Origin of the sequence: Mesorhizobium sp. M0051 (assembly GCF_040323235.1) — a bacterium.
In the GTDB taxonomy this organism is placed as follows: Bacteria; Pseudomonadota; Alphaproteobacteria; order Rhizobiales; family Rhizobiaceae; genus Mesorhizobium.
Genome location: NZ_JAMYUT010000036.1, coordinates 32,542 through 56,881 on the forward strand (window position 1 = coordinate 32,542; position 24,340 = coordinate 56,881).

Consider the following 24,340-nt stretch of genomic DNA (forward strand, 5'->3'; position numbering starts at 1 on the left):
CGCTACCGTCGCCGTTTCGGCTTCTCCAGCAGCGCCACCGCCTCGACGTGCGGCGACCACAGGAACTGGTCGATCGGCGTCACGCTTTTCAAGGTGTAACCGCCGTCGATGAGGATACGCAAATCCCGCGCGAGCGTCACCGGATTGCAGGATACCGCGGCGACGTACGGAACATCCGAGCGGGCGATCTGCTTCGACTGATCCTCGGCACCCGCCCGTGGGGGATCGAACACCAGGCCGTCGAAGCCATTCAATTCCTTGAACGTCAGCGGCCGGCGGAACAGATCGCGGCGTTCAGCCGTCACCCGCTTCAGGCCGGTGGCGAAGCGTGACCCCCGGTCGAGCGCCGAAAGGGCTGCCGCATCACCCTCCACCGCGTGGACTTCGGATTTGGTCGCCAGCCGCAAGGCAAAGCTGCCGCAACCGGCGAAGAGGTCCGCCACCTTCTTGGCACGCTTCAGATGTCCACCGACGATACCGGCCATCGCCTGTTCTGCGGCCTCGGTGGCCTGCAGGAAGGCGCCAGGCGGAATGGCGACGGCAACGCCGCCGAACATGACCGTCGGCTTTTTTGGCTCTATGATGATCTCGTCGTCGATCGAAAGCCGCGCAAATCCCTGGGCCATGACGAAATTGGAAGCGACCCGACGCTGGTTCTCGCCCAGTTTGCCTGATTCATAGACGGCGACATCGAGGCCTGAACCGGTCACGGTGACGGTCATGCGAAACGATTTGGTGGTGGCACAGACCAATTCGGCGAGTGCCTTCAAGCGATCGAGCGCGGCGACGATCTCCGGCAGCGAGATCGGGCATTCCTCGATGGAGATGATCTCCGGCGACAGATGGCGATGGAAGCCGAGCAGCATGCTTGTGTCCGTGCGCCGGGCGGCAAGCACCACACGGCGGCGCGTGTGCGGCGCGCAGGCGACCAGTTCACCGATCTCGCAATCGATTGCTTTACCCTTCAAGGCGTGCACCACCTTTTCGCGTTTCCACTGGCGATAGGCTTCGGCTTCGAAATGCTGGAGGGCGCAGCCGCCGCATTCGGTGAAATGGCGGCAGGCGGGATCGATGCGCAACGGCGAGGCTTCCAGCACCGCCACCAGCATGGCGCGATCCCTTTCGCGCGAAGCGGTGACCGTTTCGCCGGGCAATGTGAAAGGGATGAACAGATCGCCTGTCTCGGTCTCGGCGATGCCGTCCCCCTGAGCGCCAAGTTTACTGATGGTGAAGCGCGCGCTCATCGATCCTTGATCCCACCGAGCAAGAATTCGCGATTGCCGTCGCCGCCCTCGATCGGTGACAAATGCAGCCCCAGCGCCCGCCAGCCGGGGACGGCATCGAGCCAATCCTGCAACAGGCCGGCGACACGGGAGGCGTCGTAGGGATCTTTCAACAGACCACCCTTGCCGATCGCTTCGCGACCAGCCTCGAATTGGGGCTTGACCAGAAACATGGCCTTGGCGCCAGCCTTCGCAAGGCCAAGCGCCGGCGGCATCGCCAGTTTCAGCGAGATGAAGCTGACATCGGAGACAATGAAATCCGGTATACGACCGCCAAGATCGGCGGCGGTGAGATCGCGGGCGTTCAGGCCTTCGATCACCGTCACACGCGGGTCTCCCCCGACATCAGGGTGCACCTGACCATGCCCGACATCGATGGCGGTGACATGAGCAGCGCCGCGCTCCAGCAGGACCTGGGTAAAGCCGCCTGTCGAGGCGCCGATGTCGAGTGCCTCACAGCCGGCGGGATCGAGGCCGAAATGGTCGAGCCCGCCGATCAGCTTGAGCGCCGCGCGCGACACATAGCCTTGCGCCGGGTCGTCGATGGCGATGAGACATTGCGGCGAAACGCTCTGACCAGGCTTGCGGGCAAGGACGCCGTCGACAGTCACCGTGCCGCGTTCGACCGCGTCGCGGGCACGCGAGCGGCTGGCAAACAGCCCGCGTTGGACGAGCAGGTCGTCAAGCCGCTGGCGGGCGCTGGCTGGCAGAGGCGAATTCATCGGCCTTCATGGCGAAAGCCGACGACGATGGCAAGGGCACTGCCCGGCATTGAAGGAAAGCATGTCGCCTCCGACAATGATCTGCAAACGGCGCTTCGTGCTTGGGCAATCACGCGCCTCAACTTCAAGGAAGATGGGCATGACAGAAATTCTCTCGTCTTAAGCCACCGGAAATTTCATGGATCGTTAACCAGTTCTCGTCGCACTTGCTTGAGGACTAAAATGTTATGACTGCGACAGCCCGCAAAACGGGATGAAGAGGCGGCAATCTTGGAAATGGCCAGCGAAATCGTCTACAAGGTGCTTGACCGGATTTCCGGCGCCGGTCTGCTGGCGACCGGACTTCTGTTGCTGACCGCTTTGGTCAGCGCCCTCGTCGCCTATTGGCGCACGGTCGAGAAAAAGAGCTGGAAAGAATTCTTCGAGTTCGCGATCCCGCACGAGGTCGTCACTCATCCCTCGGCGAGAGCCGACCTTCTGTTCTGGGTGACGAGGAAGGCCCTGATGCCGTTCCTCATGCTGCCTGCCGGCATCGTCTTCGTCAGCGCCGTCGGTTATGCGACGAACTGGCTACTCACGACCTTCCTTCCGATCCAATCGCCTCTGATCGACGGTCCGGCAGGACCGGTGACGGTAACGATATTCACCATCACAATGCTGCTCGCCTACGACATCTCTTACTATCTCTATCACGTCGCCCAGCATCGCTATCCGGTGCTCTGGGAACTGCACAAGGTGCACCATTCGGCCGAGGTGATGGTCGGCATAACCAAGGACCGCGTCCACCCGCTCGACGAATTGATGAACCGGGCTTGGGACGGCGTCATTCCCGGCATCTGCTTCGGCATCTGGTCGCTGGTCGCGTTGAACCTCGTCGAACTGACGATCTTCGGCGTCAACGTCTACATCATACGCAACATCCTGATGATGGATTTCGTCAGGCACACGCATTTCAAGATTTCCTTTGGGCCGCTGAACAACCTGATCTTATGCCCGCACTGGCATCAGTTGCACCACAGCACGGACCCGCGCCACTACGACAAGAACTTCGGGCTGCTCTTCTCGTTCTGGGACCGGCTGTTCGGAACGCTATGCGTTCCCAGACCGGACGAGGACTTCAAGTTCGGTTTGATCGAACGCAACGTGCGCGACTACCAGTCGCTCTCAGGCCTCTATATCCTGCCGCTGAAGCGGATTTGGCGGCTGATCGCAAGATACCTCCGCACTGAAAAGCCCGAGTCACGGCAATCGCCGCAAAGGGGGGAGCCTTGAACGGGCCCGTCGTGTGCCGGCTGCCGCAAACGCACCATATCGAAGTCGCGACTTCGGCCGCGCGCCTGGCAGAAATAGCGCCGGCCTGGACGGCGCTCTGGCAACGCGCCGGCGGCCTTGTTTTCCAGCATCCGGACTGGATCTCGGCCTGGTGGCGCACGACGCCGCATCAGGACCGGCGCGGCCTCAGGATCGGGTTGGTCTGGAGCGGCAAGCGGCTTGAGGCCGTCATTGCACTTGCGACCTTCAAGCGCTCCGGTGTCCGTATCCTGGAATGGGCGGCGAAGGATCACAGCGATTACGGCGACGTGTTGCTCGCCCCCGACTGCGACCCGTTGATTCTATCGCAACTCTGGCAACGCATTCTCGACGATGGTGGCTTCGACCTCGTTTATCTGAATCGTTTGTTGCCGGATGCCCGATTCCACGCCCTGCTCGGTTCCGCCGTCCCAGGCCGCGGCACGATCTTGCAGCCAAACCACCGCAGCGAGATCAGCCATCGTGTCGCTGGCACCTGGCAAGGCGGCGCGCAATGGTTCGAAAGCCAATCGAAAAAAACCCGGCAAAACTACCGCCGTGGCCGCAAATTCATGGAGGAAGGCGGCAAGCTGCGCTTCCGCCTGATGGATGCGCACGAAGACCGCGAGCAGGTGCTCGAGCGCGTCGCGGCGCTGAAGCGGCTGTGGCTGGCAAAGCACGGCCGCGCTTCGGATCTCTTCGACGAAGGCTCCACCGCTCTGGCGGCACTCGTCTCCGTCCTGGCCGAGCTCCGATTGCTGCGCATCTTCGTGCTCGAACGTGACGACGCGATCATCGCCGTCTCGATCAATTTCGAGCAGCGCGGGACGATGATGGCTTTCGTCACGACCTATGACCCGTCCTTCGAGCGGGCCTCGCCGGGCATGGTCTTGATGATGGACTATATCCAGTGGTCGCTTGACCAGGGCTTGACCACGGTCGACTTTCTCTGCGGCGGCGAGGATTTCAAGCGCCGCTTTTCGACGCATTCGGTGATCTTGTCATCAGTGATGGGTGGGCGAAGCCTGCGCGGACGCCTCGCCATCTTGGCCGACCGCGCCCGCAACGCCGCGAAATCATGGCGCTCCGAGAAGCCGTCGAAGCAAGCGGAGCTGGCCGAAGAATAGTCTTTTCAGATCGGCTGCATAACGGCAAGCGTCATGGAAAGGCATCTGCCGATGGACCGACACCCATCGTGCCTTCTTAAGCAACTCCAGGCCCACCGGCCTCCAATTTAGAAAATGGTTCGCGAGACCTGCCGTTCCACGGCGGGCGACAGATCGTCGTCCGGCTTGCCCGTGGCTTCCTCGCGTGGGCGTTCGCTCATGGCCGGCACTACGCCCGGCACGACCACCAGCTGCGGCACCTGCTTGTAGGAAAAGCCGCCGCGGATATCGCCCATCTTGCCGGCGATGATGCTCATGGCCGCCTTTTCGAGGCTGCGATCGTAGCGCGTTTCGGCGGCGGCCGGCGCGACGATGACGATGCAAAGCGCTACGCCGCACAGAAGCGTTTTCATTGTTGTTGTCTCCCTGCCTGGTCAACGGTTTAGCAGGGCGCCGTTGAAAAACGACCAAGAGAGACGGTAAGCGAAAGGCCAAACGGCAGCGTAAACAACGCGTTAAGGTCGTGGGCCGGCCAACTGATTCAAGTCGTTGAGACTTTAATTCAGGCGCGTTGAGCGCGAACCATATGCCCGAGCGCGACGAACACGGTGCGCACGATGCCGGCCGCGTCGAGCCCGGCATCGGCGTACATCTTTTCCGGCTTGGCGTGGTCAGTGAACACGTCGGGCAGCACCAGCGGACGCACCTTCAAGCCGCTTTCCAGGAGGCCTTCGTGGGCGAGGAACTGCAGCACGTGGCTGGCAAAGCCGCCGACGGCGCCCTCCTCCACCGTCACCAGCACCTCATGGGAGCGGGCCAGCCGGCGGATCAGATCCTCGTCGAGCGGCTTGGCGAAACGGGCATCGGCGACCGTGGTGGAAAGCCCCGCCGCACCCAGCTCCTCGGCGGCGATCAGACAATCCTGCAGTCGCGTGCCGAAGGACAGCAGTGCTACCTTGGTGCCCTCCTTGAGGATGCGGCCCTTGCCGATTTCGAGAACCGAGCCGCGCTCCGGCAGGTCCACGCCGACGCCGTTGCCGCGCGGATAGCGGAAGGCGATCGGGCCGTCATCATAGCTCGCCGCGGTGCGCACCATATGGCGCAGCTCCGCCTCGTCGGCAGCGGCCATGACGACAAACCCCGGCAAGGTTGCCAGGAAGGTGGTGTCGAAAGCGCCGCAATGGGTGGCGCCGTCGGCTCCGACGAAACCAGCCCGGTCGATGGGAAACCGCACCGGCAATTTCTGGATGGCGACGTCGTGGACGACCTGGTCGTAGGCACGCTGCAGGAAGGTCGAATAGATCGCCGCGAACGGCTTATAGCCTTCGGTGGCAAGGCCGGCTGCGAAGGTCACCGCGTGCTGTTCGGCGATGCCGACATCGAAGGTCCGCGACGGGAATGCCTCGCCGAACAGGTCGAGGCCGGTGCCGCTCGGCATGGCAGCGGTGACGGCAACGATACGGTCATCCTCGCGGCCTTCCCTTACCAGGCTTTCGGCGAACACCTTGGTGTAGGCAGGCGCGTTGGCGGGCGCCTTGGCCTGCGCGCCGGTGATGACATCGAATTTGTTGACGCCGTGATATTTGTCGGCGGCGGCTTCCGCCGGCGCGTAGCCCTTGCCCTTCTGAGTGACGACATGGATCAGCACGGGGCCTTCGCCATTGTCGCGGACATTTTTCAGGACCGGGATCAGATGCTCCAGATTGTGACCGTCGATCGGGCCGATGTGATAGAAACCGAGCTCCTCGAACAGCGTGCCGCCGGTAACGTAGCCGCGTGCGTGCTCGACCGCCCTTGTGATCGCGCGGTCGGCGCGTTTGCCGAGATAGGACGTCAGTTTCTTGCCGAAATCGCGCAGGCCGATATAGGCCTTGCCCGAAGCCAGACGCGCCAGATAGGCACTCATCGCGCCGGTCGGCGGCGCGATCGACATGTCGTTGTCGTTGAGGATGACGATCAGCCGCGCATCGAGCGCGCCGGCATTGTTCATCGCCTCGTAGGCCATGCCGGCAGACATCGCACCGTCGCCGATGACAGCGATGACATTGTTGCGGCCGCCGGAGAGATCGCGAGCGGCAGCCATGCCGAGGCCGGCCGAAATCGATGTCGAGGAGTGGGCGGCGCCGAAGGGATCGTACTCGCTCTCGGCGCGGCGGGTGAAGCCCGACAGGCCCCCTTCCTGGCGCAATGTGCGGATGCGGTCACGGCGGCCGGTCAGGATCTTGTGCGGATAGGCCTGATGGCCGACGTCCCAGATAAGCCGGTCATCGGGGGTGTTGAAGACATAGTGCAGCGCCACCGTCAACTCGACCACGCCAAGGCCGGCGCCAAGATGGCCGCCGGTGTGGGAGACGGCATCGATCAGCTCGGCGCGAAGCTCGGCTGCCAATTGCGGCAGCTCGCTTTCGGCAAGCGTGCGCAGGTCGGCTGGGATGCGGACTTTGTCGAGAAGCGGCGTATGCGGCGTTGCGTTCACGGGTGCTCAGGCTTTCTGTTCATTGGCGAAATAGGCCGCCGGCCGGAGAATGTAAATGCACGTCAGTGACGCGGATCGGGCTGCGGTCCTTGGTTTGATGCATGCCGTTCTCCCAGAACCGGGTCACTTTCGGGCGAATGCATCAGCTTTCCGGCAGCGGAATGAACTCTTCCTCGTCTCCGGGAACAATATCGAAACGTCCCGTCTTCCATTCGTGCTTGGCCTGCTCGATGCGTTCCTTCGACGATGAGACGAAATTCCACCAGATGTAGCGCTGCGAGCCGAGCGAAGCGCCGCCGAACAGCATGAAATGCGCGCCGGTCTGCGACGATACGACGATCTCGTCACCGGGCCGAAACACCAGCAGCCGTTCGGCCGGGAAAGCGTCGCCCGAGATCGAGACCTCGCCTTCCAGTGTGTAGATGGCTCGTTCTTCCGCATCGGCGGGGATCTTCACGCTGGCGCCTGGCGCCAGGCGCAGATCGGCATAGAGTGTCTCTGTGTCGGCCCTGACCGGGGATCGCAGCCCTTGGAAATCACCAATGGCAATGCGGCCGCTAACGCCCTCGGCGTCGATCTCGGGCAACCGGAGTGCTGTGGTGTTCTCGAAAACTGGGGCTACGTCTTCCTTGCCGTCCGGCAGCGCCAACCAGGTCTGCAAGCCCGAAATCGACATCGGCGCGCCGCGCATTTCTTCAGGGGTGCGCTCAGAATGGACGATGCCGCGGCCGGCGGTCATCAGGTTTACGTCACCGGGCTGGATGACCATTTCGGTGCCGAGTGAATCGCGATGCCTTATATTGCCGTCGAACAGATAGGTGACCGTCGACAGACCGATATGCGGATGCGGGCGTACGTCGAGCGCCTGGCCGGCGCGCAGGATAGCCGGGCCCATGCGGTCGAAGAAGATGAACGGGCCGACCAACCGCCTCTTGGCGGTCGGCAGGGCGCGGCGCACCTGGAAACCGCCAATATCCTTGGCGTTGGGGATGACCATCAGTTCGATCTGGTCGCTGGCGAAGGCGTCGCCGGCCTCTGGGTCTTTCCCCGGGAAGAAGCTCATGCACTCTCCTTGTCAGCGCCAGAGGCAGCCTGGACGCTTCAGGCAAACCGGATCGCCGATTTCGCCCTTAGTTTGGCCGCCACTTCCTCGCGATTGCGAGGATGCTGATGAGTTTCGAGTGAATCGAGCAGTTCGCGCGCCGATGCCGCGATGGCTTCGACCGCGTGGTCGAAGGCATGCTGATTCTGCTTCGAAGGCCGCGTCGTTCCGCTCAGCTTGCGGACAAACTGAAGTGCCGCGTCGCGGACTTCGTCGTTGGTCGCGGGCGGATCAAAATTGAACAGGGTCTTGATGTTTCTGCACATCGTTTCCGTATCTCCTCTTGTCCTGAGCCGTTTCAATCAAGACGAACTCTATGCTCAATCATGATCGTGTCCAAAAGTCGGTGAGACGGCTGCGTGCCTCAGTCCGCGTCGAGCGGCTCCGTTCCAACCGGCTTGCCGTCACGCGACAGCCTGATCTTCTCGACCTTGTCCTCGGCTGCCTTTAGCAGCCGGTCGCAATGCGCCTTCAGCGCTTCGCCGCGCTCATAGATCTTGATCGACTGATCGAGCGGCACGTCGCCACGCTCAAGATCATCGACGATCTTTTCCAGCGCGTCGAGGGCCTGTTCGAAGCTCATCTCCTTGACATCTTCGTTGATCTCACCAGCCATCATTCATCCTTTCATCAGTCGCCCGACATGGGCGGCGACCGAAAATGCCAATCCCTGCAGATCGTAGCCACCCTCGAGCAGGCTGACGAGCCGGTCGCCGCTGTGACGCGCGGCGCGCTGCATCAGCTGGCCGGTCGCCCAGTCGAAATCGTCCTCGGTCAGGTTGATCTCGGCCAGCGGATCGCGGTGATGTGCGTCGAACCCGGCCGAAATGATGATCAGGTCGGGCGCGAAATTGTCGAGCGCCGGCAGCACGCGCGACAGGAAGGCATCGCGAAACACCTCGCTGCCGGTCTGCGGCGCCAGCGGTACGTTGACGATGTTGCCGGCACCGGTTTCGTTCCTCGCGCCGGTGCCGGGGTAGAGCGGCATCTGGTGCGTCGAACAATAGAGCACCGACGGATCGTCCCAGAAAATATCCTGCGTGCCGTTGCCGTGATGCACGTCCCAGTCGACGACGGCAACACGCTCGATACCATGCTTCTTCTGCGCATAACGCGCCGCGATCGCCGCCGTATTGAACAGACAAAAACCCATCGCCGTGGTTTTTTCGGCATGGTGGCCGGGCGGCCGCGCCGCGACGAAGACATTGTCGGCGCGGCCTGCAAAGACGTCGTCGACGGCGGCGTTGGCCGCACCGATTGCGGTGATCGCCGCCTGCCAGCTCTTCGGGCTGGCGGTGGTGTCAGCGTCGATGCGGGCGATTCCCTCGTCGGGAATGGCGGCGCGCACGCGGGCGACGAAATCGGCGGGATGAGCATAGAGGATGGTGGCCTCGTCGCCTTCCGGCGCCTGGATACGATCGAGCGCGGCAAAAGCCTCGTCGTCCAGCACGCGCTCGATGGCGCGCAAGCGGTCCGGCCGCTCGGGATGGCCGGGCGGCGTGAGGTGCTCAAGGAAGATCGGATGGGTATAGAGACGGGTAGCCATCGTCCTAATCTAGTGACCCGGATCGGCAAAGGCCATGCACCGGCGGCCGATGACTGGGGAAAATCGCGCCTGCGTCCATTCGCGTCGCTGCAGGCATTGGCGTCGTCCGCGCTTCGGCGTAAGGTCCGTGACACTGCCTGGTGCCCGCCGCAAGCGGGAGAATCGGGAACACGGTTGAATTCCGTGGCGTGCCCAACGCTGTAAGGGGGACCGCGCCGGTATATGCCACTGTCGATGACGGGAAGGCACCGGACGCGGGTTGATCCCGAGCCAGAAGACCGGCCTGGCAGGCATCGTCATCCGCATGGTCAGGCGGTTGGCATCGATTGCAATCGCAAGGGGACAAGCGATGCCGGAACACATGACCGCTGCTGTTGGCGATGGATTTGAGCAGAATGCGCGCGATGCGGTGTATCGCGCCATGTTCACGCGGCGCGACGTCCGCAGCCATTTCCTGCCCACCGGGCTCGACGATGAGGTGCTGGCGCGGCTGCTGCTTGCCGCCCATCACGCGCCGTCGGTCGGCTTCATGCAGCCTTGGAACTTCATCGTCATTCGCGATGCCGAGCGACGGGAAAAGGTGCGCGACCTGTTCCTGGCGGCGCGCCAGCAGGAACTGCCGGCCATTGCGGAAGAGCGGCAGGCGCTCTACCGCAAACTCAAGCTGGAAGGCATTTGCGAAAGCGCGCTCAACATCTGCATCACCTGCGATCGCGAGCGTTCGAAGGGTTCGCCACTGGGACGCTCGCACAATCCGGAGATGGACCTCTATAGCACGGTCTGCGCGGTGCAGAATTTCTGGCTGGCGGCGCGCGCCGAAGGCGTCGGTGTCGGCTGGGTCAGCATCATCGAGGCGCAAGCGCTGAAAGGCCTGCTTTCTATTCCGGAGCATGTGACCCCGGTCGCCTATCTCTGCGTCGGCCGCGTCTCGGAGTTCGCGCCAAAACCTGACCTTGAAACGCATGGCTGGGGACGGCGGCTGCCGCTGCCGGAACTGATCATGAGCGAGACGTTTTCCGGGCAAGGTGAAGTGCTGCTCAAATCGACCGTGGCGCGCCTCAACACCGTTTCTGCCGCGCCGTCGAGCCCTCGCTGATCAGGGTGTCGCGCCGGCCGGTCCCCAGGGCGAGCCGCCAAAGGAGGCCAGCGCCTTGTCCTTGAGTTCCCTGAACTTCGACGACGCCTCCGCCAGCCGGGTGTCCCAGGCCGGATCTGGCACCTGGCCCGCGATGGTCTTGAAATAGACCTGCATCAGGCAAGCGATGGCGAAGGGCTCGATGAACGCCGCCTTGAAGGCCCAGGCGAAGACGATGGCGAGCACGAAGGCCCAGTCGGCGAGCTGGCCGGGCATCAGGAAAAGAATGGCGGCGGCCGGGGCCAGCATGAGCAAGAAAATGAGGAATGATACGCCCCACATGATGACCGCCAGCCAGACGGCATTCTTGACCATGACCTTGCCATTCTGGGCATAGAGCACGACGCCCTGGCGCGCCGTCTCGAACGGCGAGGATGAATTAATGCGAATGTTGTAGCCGAGGATGATCTCATCGACATAGGTCAGCGACAGGCGGATCACCGTGTTGATGAAGGAGACGAGGCCGCTCAGGCCCGGGATCGGCAGGAAAGCGGCGATGCCGCCAAGCAGGCCGGTGATGGCGCGGATGGCGCCCTTGACCAGCTGGTCGACGACGAAAAGGATGTTGGCCTCCGCGAAACGCTGGGTAACGATATCCTTGGCGTAGGCGACCTGGCCTTGGCCACCCGGAATGTCGCGACCGTCGATCAGATGGACCATGACGGCGATGTGACCGGCCTTGACGACATAGAGGATGTATTCGCGAATCTAGTAGACGGCGATCGAGACGATGCCGAAGCCGACCACGCCGCCCCACAGGGCAAACGACAGCGGCCCGTCGGGATCGGTGGAGATATGACCGACGCCATAGCCGACAGAGGCGCCCGTGCCGGTCGCCATGATGTAGGCCAGCGTGATGCCAAAATAGACGATCATGCGAAAGACAATGAACGGCCAGGTCCGCATCATGATGGACACCGACCTGCCGATATCGAAATCCCACATGTCCCGAATCTCCCCTCAGAGATGGTGAGAAAGGATGAACCCAACCCGGCGATTGTCAATTGCCGGCCGTGGCGCCCACAGGGCAACGAACTCGGGTTAACAGGTTCCTTGGGAGCCTTCGCCGGCGCGTAGGCTGGCGGAAACGAAAAACCCGCCTGCGCGGCGGGTCACTGGCGCAAATCAGCACCATGAGCGAATATGTACCATAGCTGAGGTCACGGAGTCAAGAAAAAATTCCTATCGTGAAAAGCTGCCGGCACAAAAGCTGCCGACACTGCCGAACTGGCTGTCGTCAGGTCTTTTGCTAACCTGAGTTCGGAGCCCTACCGTGGCGCCAAGCCACCAATGGGATTTCAACTCGGTTGACCCGGCCTTTTGAGCAGGCCTTCGAGCAGTTGCTTGAACGCCGTGACCACCTTCTTCGAGGTCGCTTCGGGGTCGTTCGAATTGGCGATCCGCTGCGCCGCCTGACTGCTCGCGCCGTTGATCAGCCGCGAGGCAGTTTCGGGGTCGAGGCTGGAGACGACGACCCCCTCCTCCTGAAGCGCCGTCAGATGGCCGGTCATTGAAGCGATGCACGCATTGGCGTTCGGCCATTGTGCCGGATCGCCCAGAACGGCCGGGCCATCCCGGAACATGATGCGCTGGATTTCCGGCTCCAGCGCCATCTCGATATAGGTCGAACATTCGTCGACGAACTGCTGCCAACGGGTCGGCGCTCTCGACGCGACCTCATTGATGCGCGCCGCCATCTCCCCATCGATTTCGGCGATAACCGCCTGCAGCAGGCCCTTCTTGTCGCCGAAGTGATGATAAAGCGCGCCGCGCGTCAGTCCGGCTGAGGCGGTGAAGTCATCCATCGAGGCCTCCGAATAGCCGATCGTGCCGAAGGCATGGCGGGCGGCCGCGATCAATTTGGCGCGTGTCTCGGCGATCATCTCCTTGCGAGGCTTGTGCATGGCTACCGGCCCTATTCACATACGCATCGTATGCCAATTGACATACGTCGCGTATGCGCTATTTGATATTCATACGCACCGTATGTAAATGTCGAATCGTGCTTTGTCGAGGAACCAACCCATGCAAAATCCCTATGTGGAGATCTTTCGTGCCCCCGGAACCAAGGGCTTTGCCGCCGCGGGCTTCATAGCGCGCCTGCCGATCGCCATGGCGCCAATCGGCATCGTGGCAATGCTGTCGCAGACGCGCGGAGAATATTGGCTGGCCGGCGCCGTCGCCGCGACATTCGCGCTCGCCAACGCTTTCCTGGCGCCGCAGATATCGAGACTGGTGGATCGCCTTGGCCAGACGCGGATCGTAGTGCCCACCACCATCATTTCGGTGCTGGCTTTCGTCGTATTGGTTGCGGCCGCCAATCAAGACTGGCCGGTGTGGATGCTGTTCGTGTCGGCACTGCTGGCGGCGGCGATGCCCAGCATACCGGCAATGGTGCGCGCGCGCTGGACCGAGATTTTTCGCGGGCGGCCTCAGATGAACACCGCGTTCGCCTTCGAGTCGGCGGCCGACGAACTGGTCTACATAGCGGGTGCATCGCTGTCGGTGGGCCTGAGTGCCGCGCTGTTCCCGGAAGCGGGCATGGTGGCGAGCACGTTATTTCTCGCATTCGGATCAATAGCCTTCATCCTGCAACGCTCGACCGAGCCGCAAGTGCGACCGGTGGAACAGGGCTCTGGCGGCTCCGCAATCCGCCTGCGACCGGTTCAGATCATCACCTTCGCCCTGATCTTCGTCGGCGCAACCTTCGCGACGACGGAAGTGAGCACCGTCGCGATCACCAAAGAGCTTGGGCAACTGGCGGCCGCGAGCTTGGTCATCGGCGTCTATGCGCTCGGGTCGTTCGTGCTGGGCATCATCGTCGGCGCACTCAACCTGCAAGCACCGCTGCAACGCCAGCTGGCCATCGCAGTCGCCCTCGTCGCGCTCGGCACGCTGCTGCCGCTCACCGCCGACACGGTGCCTCTGCTGGCATTGACCGTGTTCATCAGCGGCGTGGCGATCTCGCCGACCTTCATAACCGCCTTCGGCCTGATTGAACGACACGTGCCGGAAGCAATGCTGACCGAAGGCATCACCTGGGTGATGACCGGGATCGGCATCGGCATGGCTCTTGGTTCCTTCGCCGCCGGTGCGGTGGTGGACGCATTCGGCGCTCAGAACGGGTTCTGGGTCTCGGTTGCTTCAGGCACAATCGCGCTGGCCACGGTGCTGCTTGGCCAGCGCAGCCTTGCTACGCGAGAATGTGACATGGACGGGTGCGAAACCGCCGCCATTCCTGCGGAATGATCGACGGGCCTGGGTTAAGGCCGGGAGCTACCGGCCAGCGCTCAGAGAATCTCGGTCTTGGCGATATGGATGCCAAAACCTTCGAGGCCGACATAGTGGCGTTCGCGCGAGGCGATCAGGTTGATCGAGGAAATGCCGAGATCCTTAAGGATCTGCGCGCCGAGCCCGATCTCGCGCCACTCGTTTTCGCGGCGGCGGGCCTCTTCGTGATCCTCGCGGTCGCCGCTCGCCGGCCGCTTGCGCTCCTGATGGGCGACGCCGACAGAGCCTTCGCGCAGATAGACGATAACGCCGCGCCTGCGCTCGCCCATCGCCTTCATGATGGCGTCGAGCCGATGGCTGGTGCCGAAGACATCCGTCACCACATCCTCGGAATGCAGACGCACCGGCACGTCCTCGCCGTCACGGATGTCGCCGAAGACGATGGCAACGTGATGCATGGAGTCCCAGGGCAGCGTGTAGGTAAAGACCTGCGCCTTGCCGCCGAGCGTGTCGATTTCCGAGCAGGCGACGCGCTCGACCAGCGTTTCCTTGCGCTGCCGATATCCTATGAGGTCGGCGACCGAAACCTGCTTCAGGCCATGCTCCTCGGCAAAGGCCGCGACCTGCGGGCCGCGCTTGACGGTGCCGTCGTCATTGACCAGTTCGGAAATGACACCGATCGGCGGCAGGCCGGCGAGCTTGCACAAATCGACCGCCGCTTCGGTATGACCCGAACGCATCAGCACGCCGCCCTCGCGCGCGATCAGCGGAAAGATGTGGCCTGGGCGGACGAAATCGGAGGCGCCGACATTGCCGTTGGCGAGGTTGCGCACGGTCAGCGTGCGGTCGTCGGCCGAAATGCCCGTGGTGGTGCCATGCTTGAAATCGACGCTGACCGTGAAAGCGGTGGTGTGGGCCGAATCATTGTCGGCGACCATCGGCGCAAGGTTCAGCCGCTTGGCTTCCTCGCGCGGCATCGGCGTGCAGACGATGCCCGAGGTGTGGCGAACGATGAACGCCATCTTTTCAGGCGTGCAGTGGACGGCGGCGACGATCAGGTCGCCCTCGTTCTCGCGCCCGTCATCGTCCATGACGACGACGATCTCGCCCCGTTCGAAAGCGCGCAGGGCTTCGACGATTTTCTTCTGGTCGTAAGGCATAAATGCTCGCTTCGCTCGCAGGGAATAAGGGAGTAGGGCAGTACGGGAGTAGGGAAATGCAAAAAGATTTGGCTGGCCGGGCTAAGAGCGCAACATAGTCCCCTATTCCCCTATTCCCCTTCCCGTCTGTCCTCGATGACGCAGATAATGATCGGCAAGGGCGCAGGCAACCATCGCCTCGCCGATCGGCACGGCACGGATGCCGACGCATGGATCGTGGCGGCCCTTGGTCATGATCTCGACGTCGTGGCCGTCCTTGTCGATCGATCTTCGCGGCGTCAGGATCGAGGAGGTCGGCTTGACGGCGAAACGGGCGACGATCGCCTGGCCGGTCGAGATGCCGCCGAGGATACCGCCGGCATTGTTGGACAGGAACACCGGCTTGCCGTCATTGCCCATGCGCATCTCGTCGGCATTCTGCTCGCCGGTGATGCGGGCGGCCTCAAAGCCGTTGCCAATCTCGACGCCCTTGACGGCGTTGATCGACATCAGGCCAGACGCGATGTCCTGGTCGAGCTTGGCGTAGATCGGCGCGCCGAGGCCTGCCGGAACGCCGTCGGCGACGATCTCGATCACCGCGCCGACCGAGGACCCCGCCTTGCGGATGCCGTCGAGATATCTAGTGAAGACCGAAACGGAAGCCGGATCAGGGGTGAAGAACGGATTTTCCGCGTCGCCGATGAAATTCCAGTTCCAGTTGGCGCGGTCGATGGATTTTTCGCCCATCGACACCAGCGCGCCGCGCACCACCACGCCGGGCACAACCTTGCGCGCCAAGGCACCGGCTGCCACCCGCGCGGCCGTCTCGCGGGCCGAGGAGCGGCCGCCGCCACGATAATCGCGCACGCCGTATTTGACGTCATAAGTGTAATCGGCATGGCCGGGCCGATATTGGCGGGCTATCTCGCCATAATCCTTCGAGCGCTGGTCGACATTCTCGATCAGCATCGACACCGGCGTGCCGGTGGTGATCATGGTCTCGCCGTCCTCGTCGAGGATGAAGCCGGACAGCACCTTCACCTCATCTGGTTCGCGACGTTGCGTCACGAAACGTGACTGTCCCGGCCGACGCTTGTCGAGTTCAGCCTGAATCTCGGCTTGGGTGAAGCGGATGCCGGGCGGACAACCATCGACGACGCAGCCGAGCGACGGGCCATGGCTTTCACCCCAGGTGGTGACGCGGAAAAGGTGACCGAACGTGTTGTGAGACATAGAATGACCCTGCCCGGCAGCGGAGCCGGCTTGACGCATGACCCCGAAATCGAAGCGATGTTCGGAAAGGATCATGCGCAATCAAAAGTGCTACAGCGTCCTTTGCGCGTCCATGAGGCCGCGCGGCGCTGTAGTCTGCTTCTATTGGCGTTTTTCACAGGGGTCAAACTGTGATCTGGCGGATTTAGTTTTGACACATTCGGTTGGTTTCTGCTCTGCTCCATCCGCCGTTGAACGCCCGCCGCCATGCCGGTGCAATGACAAAGAGGAACGACTATGCGTACCCTGATTGGCGCCATTGCCGCCACACTGCTGCTTTCAACCGCTGCTTTCGCTGGCCAGACCGAAGGTTTGATCAAGAAGGTCGACAAGGACGCGCTGACGCTGACGTTGGATGACGGCAAGTCCTACAAGCTTAATGCCGAGACGGATCTCGACGCGCTGAAGCCGGGCATGGACATCGTCATCGCTTATGACGTGAACAATGGCGAGAATGTCGTCACCGATATGCAGTTACCGGACAGCGACACGAACTAGGGAATTGGTGCCCTAAAGCCACTCCAGGCTCTTGCCTTCGAGCTTGAGCAAACGATCGTGCCGTATTTCCAGGTTCGCCGCCTCGTCCTCTGCCACATCGAGCACGAAGCGAAACAAGGCGCGCATGACGCCGCCATGGGTAACGCAGATCGTCTGGCGTTCGATCGCGTCGAAATATGGCCTCACGCGTTCGAGCAGCATCTGGTAACTCTCCGCGCCGTCGCCGGGTGGCCGAAAGTTCCATTTGTCCAGAGCGCGCGTCCTGCCCGCTCCGGGATATCGCGCCTCGAGCTCGGGGAAGGTAAATCCCTGCCAATCACCGAAATTGACTTCGACGAGGCGTGGATCCGTTCGATAGGCGCCTGGATCAAGCTCCATCGCGACGCGGATGCGCTGCATCGTTTCGCGCGTCCGTTTCATGGGGCTGGCGACGAAATCGAAATCTTCGGGATTTTGGACCAGTTCGGCTAGCCGACGACCGTTTCGGGTCGCCTGCTCGCGGCCAAGAGCATTGAGATCGGTGTCGGCCTGCCCCTGAAGCCGGAATTCGGCGTTCCACGCGGTTTGGCCGTGGCGCACGATATAAACCAGCGGGTACATCAAGTCTTCCGGTGCGGGATCGGGACGGATGACGGTTGGTGGGTTAGTCCTTGACCGTCGAGATATCAGGCGCATCGACCGCCTTCATGCCGACGACGTGGTAGCCCGAATCGACGTGATGCACTTCACCGGTGACGCCGCGCGACAGATCGGACAGGAAATAAACGCCGGAATCGCCGACTTCCTCCTGCGTCACCGTTTGCTTCAGCGGCGAATTATACTCGTTCCACTTCAGAATGTAGCGGAAATCGCCGATGCCGGAAGCGGCAAGCGTCTTGATCGGGCCAGCCGAGATGGCGTTGACGCGGATCTTCTTTGCGCCGAGGTCGACGGCCAGGTAGCGCACGCTGGCCTCGAGCGCCGCCTTGGCGACACCCATGACGTTGTAATGCGGCATCACCTTTTCGGCGCCGTAGTAGGTCAGGGTCAGCAGCGAGCCGCCATTGGCCATCAGCGCCTCGGCGCGCTTGGCAATGGTGGTGAAGGAATAGACCGAAATGTCCATGGTGCGCAGGAAATTGTCGCGCGTCGTTTCGACATAACGGCCGGTCAGTTCGTCCTTGTCGGAGAAGGCAATGGCGTGGACGAGGAAATCAAGCTTGCCCCAGTGCCTGGCGACATTGGCGAAAACCTCGTCCAGGCTCGCCGGATCGGTCACGTCGCAATGGCCGGCGACAAAGGCGCCCAGTTCCGCCGCCAGCGGCTCGACACGCTTTTTGAATGCCTCGCCCTGATAGGTCAGCGCGATCTCGGCGCCGTGGTCGACACAGGCCTTGGCGATGCCATAGGCGATCGACCTGTTGTTGGCGACGCCAAGAATAAGGCCGCGCTTGCCGGCCATTAGGCCCTGTCCACCCGCCATGTGAGCGCTCTCCGCAAGATTTCTGCTTTGTGGAGTGCCCTATCGCACAGGCACAGAGCCCCTTCAAGCGCTCAAACTGGACAGTTCGGGGGACAAGAGCCGCCGATCAGCCTTTTTGACTGCGCAACAGCGCTTCGAGTGCGCTATCGCCGCCCTCCGGCAGCATGATCCGGACATGGGCGTAGAGATCGCCGTGGCCGCCGGCCTTTTCCGGCAGGCCCCTGCCCTTCAGCCGCAGGACCTTGTCGGAGCTCGACCAGGCGGGGATGTTGACCGCGAGCCGGCCGGTCGGTGTATCGACGGGAACCTTGGCGCCGAGCACGGCATCCGCCAGCGTCACCGGCAGATCGGCGTGCAGGTCGCGGCCCTCGATGCGGTAGCGCGGATGCCGGCGAAGATGGATCTTGACCAGCGCGTCGCCCGGCAGGCCTGGCCCTTGCTCGCCCTGCCCCTTCAGCCGGATGGTCTGGCCATCCTCGACATAGGCCGGCAATTTGACGGCCACCTTGCGGCCGTCGGGGAATATCGCCGTCACTTTTTCGGCGGTCGCCGCCTCCTCGATGGTAACGTCGAGCGTCACGTTCAGATCGGCAGCGGTCGCGGGCTGGCGGCGATCTCCCATCCCGGCGCCACGTACGCCAGAAAAAGCATCGCCGAAAATCTGGCTGAAGATGTCGCTGTTGCCGTCGAACGGATCGCCGCCCGGGCGGCCGGAGCGGAATTCGAATCGCGAACCGCCAGGCCCTTGCTGCCGGCGAAATCCGCCGAAGGGATCGCCACCACCGGCAGCGCCCTCGAAGCCCTGGAATCGCGGCTTGCCGTCGGCGTCGATCTCGCCGCGATCGAAAGCGACACGATTCTTCTCGTCGCCGACGATCTCGTAGGCCTGGTTGGCCGCGGCAAATCGGTCCTTCGCCTTGGGATCATTCGGATTCTGATCCGGATGATACTTCTTGGCGAGTTTCCGATACGCCGATTTTATGTCCTTGGCCGATGCGTTCTTGGCAACGCCCAGCACCTCATAGGGGTCGCGCATGCTTACTGCCCTGGAGAAGAGTTGAGTCTCTGGTTGCTCCCTATATGCGCTCGCATAGGAAGAAATTCCAGTGCTCGAGCAGCATATCAAAAGCGGAAGATCATAGCTTGTTCCAAAAGTCGGCGGTTGAGGATTGGCGAGGGTTTTTTGTCGATCCGGAAGGAACCGATCGCAGCCGATATCGGGATATCGGCAAGATTGGCAACGCGCCGGGCGACGAAAAAGATTCGCCGAGCCCGATCCAATCGACTTTCAGAACACGCTCAGAGCGCCCTGAAGTCCTGCATGCGCCAGCCGCCGGCGCTGGCCAGGCACAGTTCGCCTTCGAACATGGCGACGCCGTCAAAGCTTTCGCGTGAGACCTTGAAACGGCGGCATGTCTGGCCCTTGTCCTTCAACTCCGCCAGTCCGGTGATGGAACCGCGTGACCCGGTGCCGGCATTGGCCCACGGCACTGCCTGTCCGCCGAGCTGTTCGATGTCGGCCGAGGACACCGCGTTGCCGATCGTCGTCTGGTCGGAATCGCGATCCAAATTGGCAGGCACGGCCGAGACAGATGTGCTGTTGGTCAGGATGGAGCGGTCGACTTCGGCCTTTTCCAGGCTGAAGCCACCGGCGCCACAGGCGGCAAGCGGCAACGCGACTGCCACGATCGCGACTTTCGCGCTGGCCGAAGCGATAACGCCCCATTGCCTGCTGTCAAAAGCTCGCGCAATACGCGACAATCGGCAACCTCCCCCTGGCTTCGTGATAATTTGGGCTACGTGACAAATTGAGAAAAACTATGAGTGACACAGAGTTAACAAGCGGTGACTTTACCGAGGCTGCGGAGCCCTTTCGCCTCTTTGCCGCATGGCTTGAGGACGCCACGAAGAGCGAAATGAACGATCCCAACGGCGTGGCGCTGGCGACCGTCGATGCCGACGGCATGCCGAATGTGCGCATGGTTCTGCTCAAGGGGTTCGATGAGAGCGGGTTTGTCTTCTATACGAATTTCGAGAGCGCCAAGGGCCAGGAAATTCTTGGCAGCATGAAGGCGGCGATGTGCTTCCATTGGAAATCGCTGCGCCGGCAGGTGCGTATTCGCGGACCGGTGGAGATCGTCAGCGACGCCGAGGCCGACGCCTATTACGCAACGCGGCCGCGCGGCAGCCGCATCGGCGCCTGGGCCTCGAAACAGTCGCGACCGCTGGAAAGCCGTTTCGCCCTGGAGAAGGCGGTGGCCGAATACACGGCGCGCCATGCAATCGGCGAGATCCCTAGGCCAAAGCACTGGTCGGGCTTTCGCATTGTCCCTCAGACGATCGAATTCTGGCACGACAGGCCATTCCGGCTACACGACCGTGTTGTCTTCAGCCGTGACGCGAAAGGCGGCTGGGGCAAGACGAGGCTTTACCCCTGAAAGAGCGGCTCAGGCCTTCTTCCTGGTCATGAATGCCGTCAGCGCGGCGCGCGCCTCATCCGATTTCAGCCGCTCGCGAAAATGCTCGCTTTCCTCGCCGATGCGGGCGACGAGATCGTCGCGCGAGCCGCGCATCAGGTCGCGCGCGATCTTCAGCGCCTGCGGTGGCTTGGCCGCGATCTGGCCGGCCGCCGCCAGCACCGCGGCTTCAAGTGCTGCTTCCTCGACCACCTCGTAGATCAAGCCGGCGACCTTCGCCCGTTCGGCCGAAAGGCCCTCGCCGAGGCCGAGTAGCGCAAACGCGCCTTGCTGTCCCAGGATTCGCGGCACCAAAAGGCTGGATCCCGCCTCGGGCACCAGACCAAGGTCAACGAAAGGCGTCCTGAACACGGTGCGCGGTGTGGCGAAAGTCAGATCGCAATGCAGGTTGAGCGTCGTGCCGATGCCGACCGCGATGCCGTCGACGCCGGAGACGATGGGCTTCTCGACCCTGGCCAGCGCCATCAGGAAGTCCCAGACCTCGGTGCCGCCATCGCCGCCGGTGGCGACGACCATGAAATCGGCGAGATCGTTGCCGGAGGAGAAGGCGCCGGGCACGCCCAGGAACACATGGACGCGGACCGCAGGATCGGCGTCGCCTTCGGCCAGGGTTTTTGACATTTTCGCATACATGGCGCGCGTCAGCGCGTTCTTCTTGTCAGGCCGGTTCATGCGGATGATCTGGATGGCGCCCTGGCGCTCGACGAGGATGTGGTCTGTCACGGTCTTTTCCTTGTGAACGTCAGGCAGAAACCAGCGTCTTGCCGGCGGCGGCAAGGCTCTCGGCGCCTTCGACAACGCGATCCTTCAAGGCACCGACCTCGCCGATCAGGTTTTCGGCGAAGAAGCGGCAAAGTGCGATGCGGCCCTGATCGGCAAGAGCGCCCTGCGCCAGATAGGCGCCGCCGGCGGCAAGCGAGATCAGCCTGAGATAGGGCGTAGCACCTGCCAGCGCCTCTTCCGGTCGGCCATCGGCCGACAGTTTTTGCAGAAAGCGCGTCGCTTGCGTCAGATCGGCAAGTGCTGCGTCGAGAGCATCGGCGGTGCGGCCGAAACCCTGCAGGTTCGAGGTTCGCACCGCTCCTGCCACCGCAGCCAGTTCGGCGATGAAGCCATGCACATGGTCGCCACCGCCGAGCGGCAGCTTGCGCATCACCAGATCGATCGCCTGGATGCCGTTGGTGCCCTCATAGATCGGTGCGATGCGAGCATCGCGGTAGAGGGCAGCCGCGCCCGTTTCCTCGATGAAGCCCATGCCGCCATGCACCTGGACGCCGAGCGAGGCAACTTCGACACCGACGTCGGTCGAGAAAGCCTTGGCCAGCGGCGTCAGCAGGTTGGCCCGGTCGCGCCAATGCGCCGCCTCGTCGCCGTCCGAGACGCGTGCCAGGTCGATGGCATAGGCACATGAATAGCTGATCGCGCGTGCGATCTGCGTCAGCGCCTTCATGGTCAAGAGATTGCGCTGCACGTCGGGGTGATGGACAATCGGTGCCATGCCGGCGCCAGCGTAGCTTGCCGCCTTGCCTTGTCGGCGCTCATTGGCATAGGCAATCGCCTTCTGCGTTGCGGCCTCGGCGACAGCGACGCCCTGCATGCCGACGCACAGCCGCGCATTGTTCATCATGGTGAACATGCAGGCGAGGCCCTTGTTCTCCTCGCCGATCAGCCAGCCGATGGCGCCCGGCTTGGCGCCCTGGAAGCCATCACCATAGATCATGGTGCAGGTCGGCGAAGCATGGATGCCGAGCTTGTGCTCCAGGCCGGAACAGAAGACGTCGTTGCGGGCACCGAGCGAGCCATCGTCGCCGACCAGGAATTTCGGCACCAGGAACAGCGAGATGCCGCGCGTGCCGGCCGGTGCGTCGGGCAACCGCGCCAACACCAGGTGGATGATGTTGTCGGTGAAATCGTGCTCGCCATAGGTGATGAAGATTTTCTGGCCGAAGATGCGGTAGCTGCCGTCACCGGCCGGCTCGGCACGGGCGCGCAAGGCGGCGAGGTCCGAACCCGCCTGCGGCTCGGTCAGGTTCATCGTGCCCATCCATTCGCCGGACACAAGCTTTTCGAGATATTTTGCCTTGAGGTCTTCGGAGGCGTGTTTGTCGAGCGCTTCGACCGCGCCCATGGTCAGCGTCGGACCGATGCCGAAAGCCATGGCGGCGGAGTTCCACATTTCGAGCGCCGCAACGCCAAGCATGGTCGGCAGCGCTTGGCCGCCGTAGGCTTCAGGTCCGGAGAGCGCGTTCCAGCCGCCGTCGATCCAGCGGCGATAGAGCTCCTTCCAGCCGGGCGGTGTGGTGACGGCGGCACCCTTCAGCAGCGCACCTTGTTGGTCGCCGATCTTGTAGAGCGGTGCCACCTCCTCGGTGGCGAAACGGCCAGCCTCGGCAAGGACGGCATCGACCAGATCCTCGCCGAGATCGCCGAAGGTGCCGGCCTCAAGGGCGGATTTCATGCCCGCCACGTGCTTCAGGGTGAACGCGATGTCCTCGACCGGTGCCCGATACATGCCGCTCGTTCTCCTTATGCGCGAACCCTACAGCCAGTGCTGCCCCAAAACCATCCGCTCTTGGGCGAGTCTCCCATCTCCTTTTTACGTAAACGTCAAATTTTGTCACGCGGATTTGCAGTCACGGCGGCGCGTATTAGATTCAAGCAATGCCGGATGAAATCAACCGGCGACAGATCAGAACTAGCCGACCGGAGCCGCGCTGAACGCGGTGCTTGATATGTACGGTCAAAACCCGTACATATCGTGCTAGAGGTGATCGTGATGCCAAACCAACAGACCCGTACCACCCGTCTCGAAGCTCGGATCTCACCGGATATGCTGAGTGTGGTGAAACGTGCCGCCGAAATCCAGGGCCGCAGCGTCAGCGACTTCGTGGTCTCCGCAGCGCAGGAAGCTGCACAACGCACCATTGAGGAGACTGCTATCATCCGCCTGTCCATTGAGGACCAGCGCGCTCTGGTAGAAGCCATTCTCAATCCACCCGAACCCAATGAAGCGCTGCGCAAAGCTGCCGACGCCTACAAGCGACTTGTCGTCGAATCCCGGTGAGTCTAGATCTGATCATCGAGCCGCTGGGCGGATCGTATGATCGTAAGGCATTCAGTTGTGGCGTGCTGGCACTCGACCACTATCTACGCGAGCAGGCGAGCCAGGACGTCAAACGCCGAGTCAGCAACTGCTTTGTCGCCGCAGATCGTGATGTCGATCTCATTGCCGGATATTACACTCTTGCAGCGTCAAGCGTGCCCATAGCTTCGCTGCCACAAGACCTGACAAAACGCCTGCCGCGTTATCCAGTCCTGCCCGCCATATTGATCGGAAGGTTGGCAGTCGATACCCGATATCAGGGACAACGAGTTGGATCGATACTGATCGTGGATGCGCTCCGGCGCTGCGCCCAAGCTGCTCCTGCCTGCTTCGCGCTGATCGTCGACGCCAAGGACGACAAGGCCGCGGCTTTTTATCGCAAACATGGTTTCACGCCATTTCACGACCGCCCGTTGTCGATGTTCCTCTCGGTAGCGACGGCGTTGAAGCTGTTCGACTGACGCACCGCATTGCCTTGAAAGCACTTCCTTAACCATA

The 24,340-nt window shown here is 62.4% G+C and carries 26 protein-coding genes, 1 pseudogene and 1 riboswitch; of the genes and pseudogenes, 9 read left to right on the plus strand and 18 right to left on the minus strand.

Going from position 1 to position 24,340, the window contains the following annotated elements; genetic code table 11:
- Positions 1-2: 2 nt before the first annotated feature.
- Both NKJ90_RS28285 and NKJ90_RS28290 read right to left on the minus strand, forming a co-directional pair.
- Positions 3-1,244, minus strand: a complete 1,242-nt coding sequence (locus tag NKJ90_RS28285) for a class I SAM-dependent RNA methyltransferase (RefSeq protein WP_023759121.1) — start codon at positions 1,242-1,244, stop codon at positions 3-5.
- Positions 1,241-2,005, minus strand: a complete 765-nt coding sequence (locus tag NKJ90_RS28290) for a TlyA family RNA methyltransferase (protein ID WP_023759120.1) — start codon at positions 2,003-2,005, stop codon at positions 1,241-1,243. Before NKJ90_RS28290 ends, NKJ90_RS28285 begins: the two co-directional genes overlap by 4 nt.
- A gap of 276 nt (positions 2,006-2,281) precedes the next feature.
- Between NKJ90_RS28290 and NKJ90_RS28295 the strand changes: the two genes are divergently transcribed.
- Positions 2,282-3,277 (plus strand): sterol desaturase family protein, encoded by a 996-nt coding sequence (locus NKJ90_RS28295; RefSeq protein WP_023759119.1) that lies wholly within the window; start codon positions 2,282-2,284, stop codon positions 3,275-3,277.
- Positions 3,274-4,422: a GNAT family N-acetyltransferase gene (locus NKJ90_RS28300; protein ID WP_023759118.1), complete on the plus strand. Its 1,149-nt coding sequence runs from the start codon at positions 3,274-3,276 to the stop codon at positions 4,420-4,422. Before NKJ90_RS28295 ends, NKJ90_RS28300 begins: the two co-directional genes overlap by 4 nt.
- A 107-nt stretch (positions 4,423-4,529) precedes the next feature.
- On the opposite strand, the gene NKJ90_RS28305 is transcribed toward NKJ90_RS28300, so the two are convergent.
- The 6 genes from NKJ90_RS28305 to NKJ90_RS28330 all read right to left on the minus strand — a co-directional run bounded on the left by NKJ90_RS28305 (position 4,530) and on the right by NKJ90_RS28330 (position 9,525).
- Positions 4,530-4,814 carry a hypothetical protein gene (locus NKJ90_RS28305; protein ID WP_352487343.1) on the minus strand — a complete coding sequence of 95 codons (285 nt, stop codon included), beginning with the start codon at positions 4,812-4,814 and terminating at the stop codon, positions 4,530-4,532.
- Positions 4,815-4,963: 149 nt separating this feature from the next.
- Positions 4,964-6,877: a 1-deoxy-D-xylulose-5-phosphate synthase gene (gene dxs / locus NKJ90_RS28310; RefSeq protein ID WP_023759116.1), complete on the minus strand. Its 1,914-nt coding sequence runs from the start codon at positions 6,875-6,877 to the stop codon at positions 4,964-4,966.
- Between the two features lie 142 nt (positions 6,878-7,019).
- Positions 7,020-7,940 (minus strand): pirin family protein, encoded by a 921-nt coding sequence (locus NKJ90_RS28315; protein ID WP_023759115.1) that lies wholly within the window; start codon positions 7,938-7,940, stop codon positions 7,020-7,022.
- Between the two features lie 38 nt (positions 7,941-7,978).
- Positions 7,979-8,245, minus strand: a complete 267-nt coding sequence (locus NKJ90_RS28320; protein ID WP_023759114.1) for a DUF2277 domain-containing protein — start codon at positions 8,243-8,245, stop codon at positions 7,979-7,981.
- Between the two features lie 98 nt (positions 8,246-8,343).
- A complete protein-coding gene (locus NKJ90_RS28325) occupies positions 8,344-8,595 on the minus strand; it encodes an exodeoxyribonuclease VII small subunit (RefSeq protein WP_023759113.1) in 252 nt (83 codons plus the stop codon).
- Positions 8,596-8,598: 3 nt separating this feature from the next.
- Positions 8,599-9,525 carry a histone deacetylase family protein gene (locus NKJ90_RS28330; RefSeq protein ID WP_023759112.1) on the minus strand — a complete coding sequence of 309 codons (927 nt, stop codon included), beginning with the start codon at positions 9,523-9,525 and terminating at the stop codon, positions 8,599-8,601.
- A 121-nt stretch (positions 9,526-9,646) separates the two neighbouring features.
- A riboswitch (cobalamin riboswitch) is annotated at positions 9,647-9,826 on the plus strand.
- Between the two features lie 48 nt (positions 9,827-9,874).
- Here NKJ90_RS28330 and bluB point away from each other — a divergent pair.
- Positions 9,875-10,621, plus strand: a complete 747-nt coding sequence (gene bluB, locus NKJ90_RS28335; RefSeq protein WP_352487354.1) for a 5,6-dimethylbenzimidazole synthase — start codon at positions 9,875-9,877, stop codon at positions 10,619-10,621.
- Here the strand turns inward: bluB and NKJ90_RS28340 are convergent.
- Both NKJ90_RS28340 and NKJ90_RS28345 read right to left on the minus strand, forming a co-directional pair.
- Positions 10,622-11,605 (minus strand): annotated as a pseudogene (locus tag NKJ90_RS28340) (hypothetical protein). It abuts the gene before it with no gap.
- A gap of 353 nt (positions 11,606-11,958) precedes the next feature.
- A complete protein-coding gene (locus NKJ90_RS28345) occupies positions 11,959-12,564 on the minus strand; it encodes a TetR/AcrR family transcriptional regulator (RefSeq protein WP_023759110.1) in 606 nt (201 codons plus the stop codon).
- A gap of 121 nt (positions 12,565-12,685) precedes the next feature.
- On the opposite strand from NKJ90_RS28345, the gene NKJ90_RS28350 reads away from it, so the two are divergent.
- Positions 12,686-13,909, plus strand: a complete 1,224-nt coding sequence (locus NKJ90_RS28350) for an MFS transporter (protein WP_352487346.1) — start codon at positions 12,686-12,688, stop codon at positions 13,907-13,909.
- Positions 13,910-13,950: 41 nt separating this feature from the next.
- Here the strand turns inward: NKJ90_RS28350 and ribB are convergent, their stop codons facing one another.
- Positions 13,951-15,051, minus strand: coding sequence for a 3,4-dihydroxy-2-butanone-4-phosphate synthase (gene ribB / locus NKJ90_RS28355; RefSeq protein WP_352487348.1), 1,101 nt, complete (start codon positions 15,049-15,051; stop codon positions 13,951-13,953).
- 102 nt (positions 15,052-15,153) lie between these two features.
- Positions 15,154-16,263 (minus strand): chorismate synthase, encoded by a 1,110-nt coding sequence (gene aroC, locus NKJ90_RS28360; RefSeq protein ID WP_023759108.1) that lies wholly within the window; start codon positions 16,261-16,263, stop codon positions 15,154-15,156.
- Positions 16,264-16,266: 3 nt separating this feature from the next.
- On the opposite strand from aroC, the gene NKJ90_RS28365 reads away from it, so the two are divergent.
- Positions 16,267-16,437, plus strand: coding sequence for a hypothetical protein (locus tag NKJ90_RS28365; protein ID WP_156938534.1), 171 nt, complete (start codon positions 16,267-16,269; stop codon positions 16,435-16,437).
- A gap of 102 nt (positions 16,438-16,539) precedes the next feature.
- On the plus strand, positions 16,540-16,800 hold the full coding sequence (locus NKJ90_RS28370) for a DUF1344 domain-containing protein (RefSeq protein WP_023759107.1): 261 nt from the start codon (positions 16,540-16,542) through the stop codon (positions 16,798-16,800).
- 12 nt (positions 16,801-16,812) lie between these two features.
- Here NKJ90_RS28370 and NKJ90_RS28375 read toward each other — a convergent pair whose 3' ends face one another.
- The 4 genes from NKJ90_RS28375 to NKJ90_RS28390 all read right to left on the minus strand — a co-directional run bounded on the left by NKJ90_RS28375 (position 16,813) and on the right by NKJ90_RS28390 (position 20,023).
- On the minus strand, positions 16,813-17,400 hold the full coding sequence (locus NKJ90_RS28375) for a histidine phosphatase family protein (protein WP_023759106.1): 588 nt from the start codon (positions 17,398-17,400) through the stop codon (positions 16,813-16,815).
- A gap of 43 nt (positions 17,401-17,443) precedes the next feature.
- Complete coding sequence (gene fabI, locus NKJ90_RS28380) at positions 17,444-18,262, minus strand: enoyl-ACP reductase FabI (RefSeq protein WP_023759105.1); 819 nt, start codon at positions 18,260-18,262, stop codon at positions 17,444-17,446.
- A gap of 106 nt (positions 18,263-18,368) precedes the next feature.
- Positions 18,369-19,298, minus strand: a complete 930-nt coding sequence (locus tag NKJ90_RS28385) for a DnaJ C-terminal domain-containing protein (RefSeq protein ID WP_023759104.1) — start codon at positions 19,296-19,298, stop codon at positions 18,369-18,371.
- Between the two features lie 263 nt (positions 19,299-19,561).
- A complete protein-coding gene (locus NKJ90_RS28390; RefSeq protein ID WP_023759102.1) occupies positions 19,562-20,023 on the minus strand; it encodes an RT0821/Lpp0805 family surface protein in 462 nt (153 codons plus the stop codon).
- A 59-nt stretch (positions 20,024-20,082) separates the two neighbouring features.
- On the opposite strand from NKJ90_RS28390, the gene pdxH reads away from it, so the two are divergent.
- On the plus strand, positions 20,083-20,700 hold the full coding sequence (pdxH, locus tag NKJ90_RS28395) for a pyridoxamine 5'-phosphate oxidase (protein WP_023759101.1): 618 nt from the start codon (positions 20,083-20,085) through the stop codon (positions 20,698-20,700).
- 9 nt (positions 20,701-20,709) lie between these two features.
- Here the strand turns inward: pdxH and NKJ90_RS28400 are convergent, their stop codons facing one another.
- Entirely contained in the window at positions 20,710-21,462 is a 753-nt protein-coding gene (locus NKJ90_RS28400; protein WP_023759100.1) for a crotonase/enoyl-CoA hydratase family protein, read from the minus strand.
- A gap of 19 nt (positions 21,463-21,481) precedes the next feature.
- On the minus strand, positions 21,482-23,251 hold the full coding sequence (locus NKJ90_RS28405) for an acyl-CoA dehydrogenase family protein (RefSeq protein ID WP_023759099.1): 1,770 nt from the start codon (positions 23,249-23,251) through the stop codon (positions 21,482-21,484).
- Positions 23,252-23,515: 264 nt separating this feature from the next.
- Here NKJ90_RS28405 and NKJ90_RS28410 point away from each other — a divergent pair, with 264 nt between their 5' ends.
- Together NKJ90_RS28410 and NKJ90_RS28415 are read left to right on the plus strand one after the other, a co-directional pair.
- A complete protein-coding gene (locus tag NKJ90_RS28410; RefSeq protein WP_023759098.1) occupies positions 23,516-23,803 on the plus strand; it encodes a type II toxin-antitoxin system TacA family antitoxin in 288 nt (95 codons plus the stop codon).
- Positions 23,800-24,303, plus strand: coding sequence for a GNAT family N-acetyltransferase (locus tag NKJ90_RS28415; RefSeq protein WP_023759097.1), 504 nt, complete (start codon positions 23,800-23,802; stop codon positions 24,301-24,303). Before NKJ90_RS28410 ends, NKJ90_RS28415 begins: the two co-directional genes overlap by 4 nt.
- The last annotated feature ends 37 nt before the right edge of the window (positions 24,304-24,340 follow it).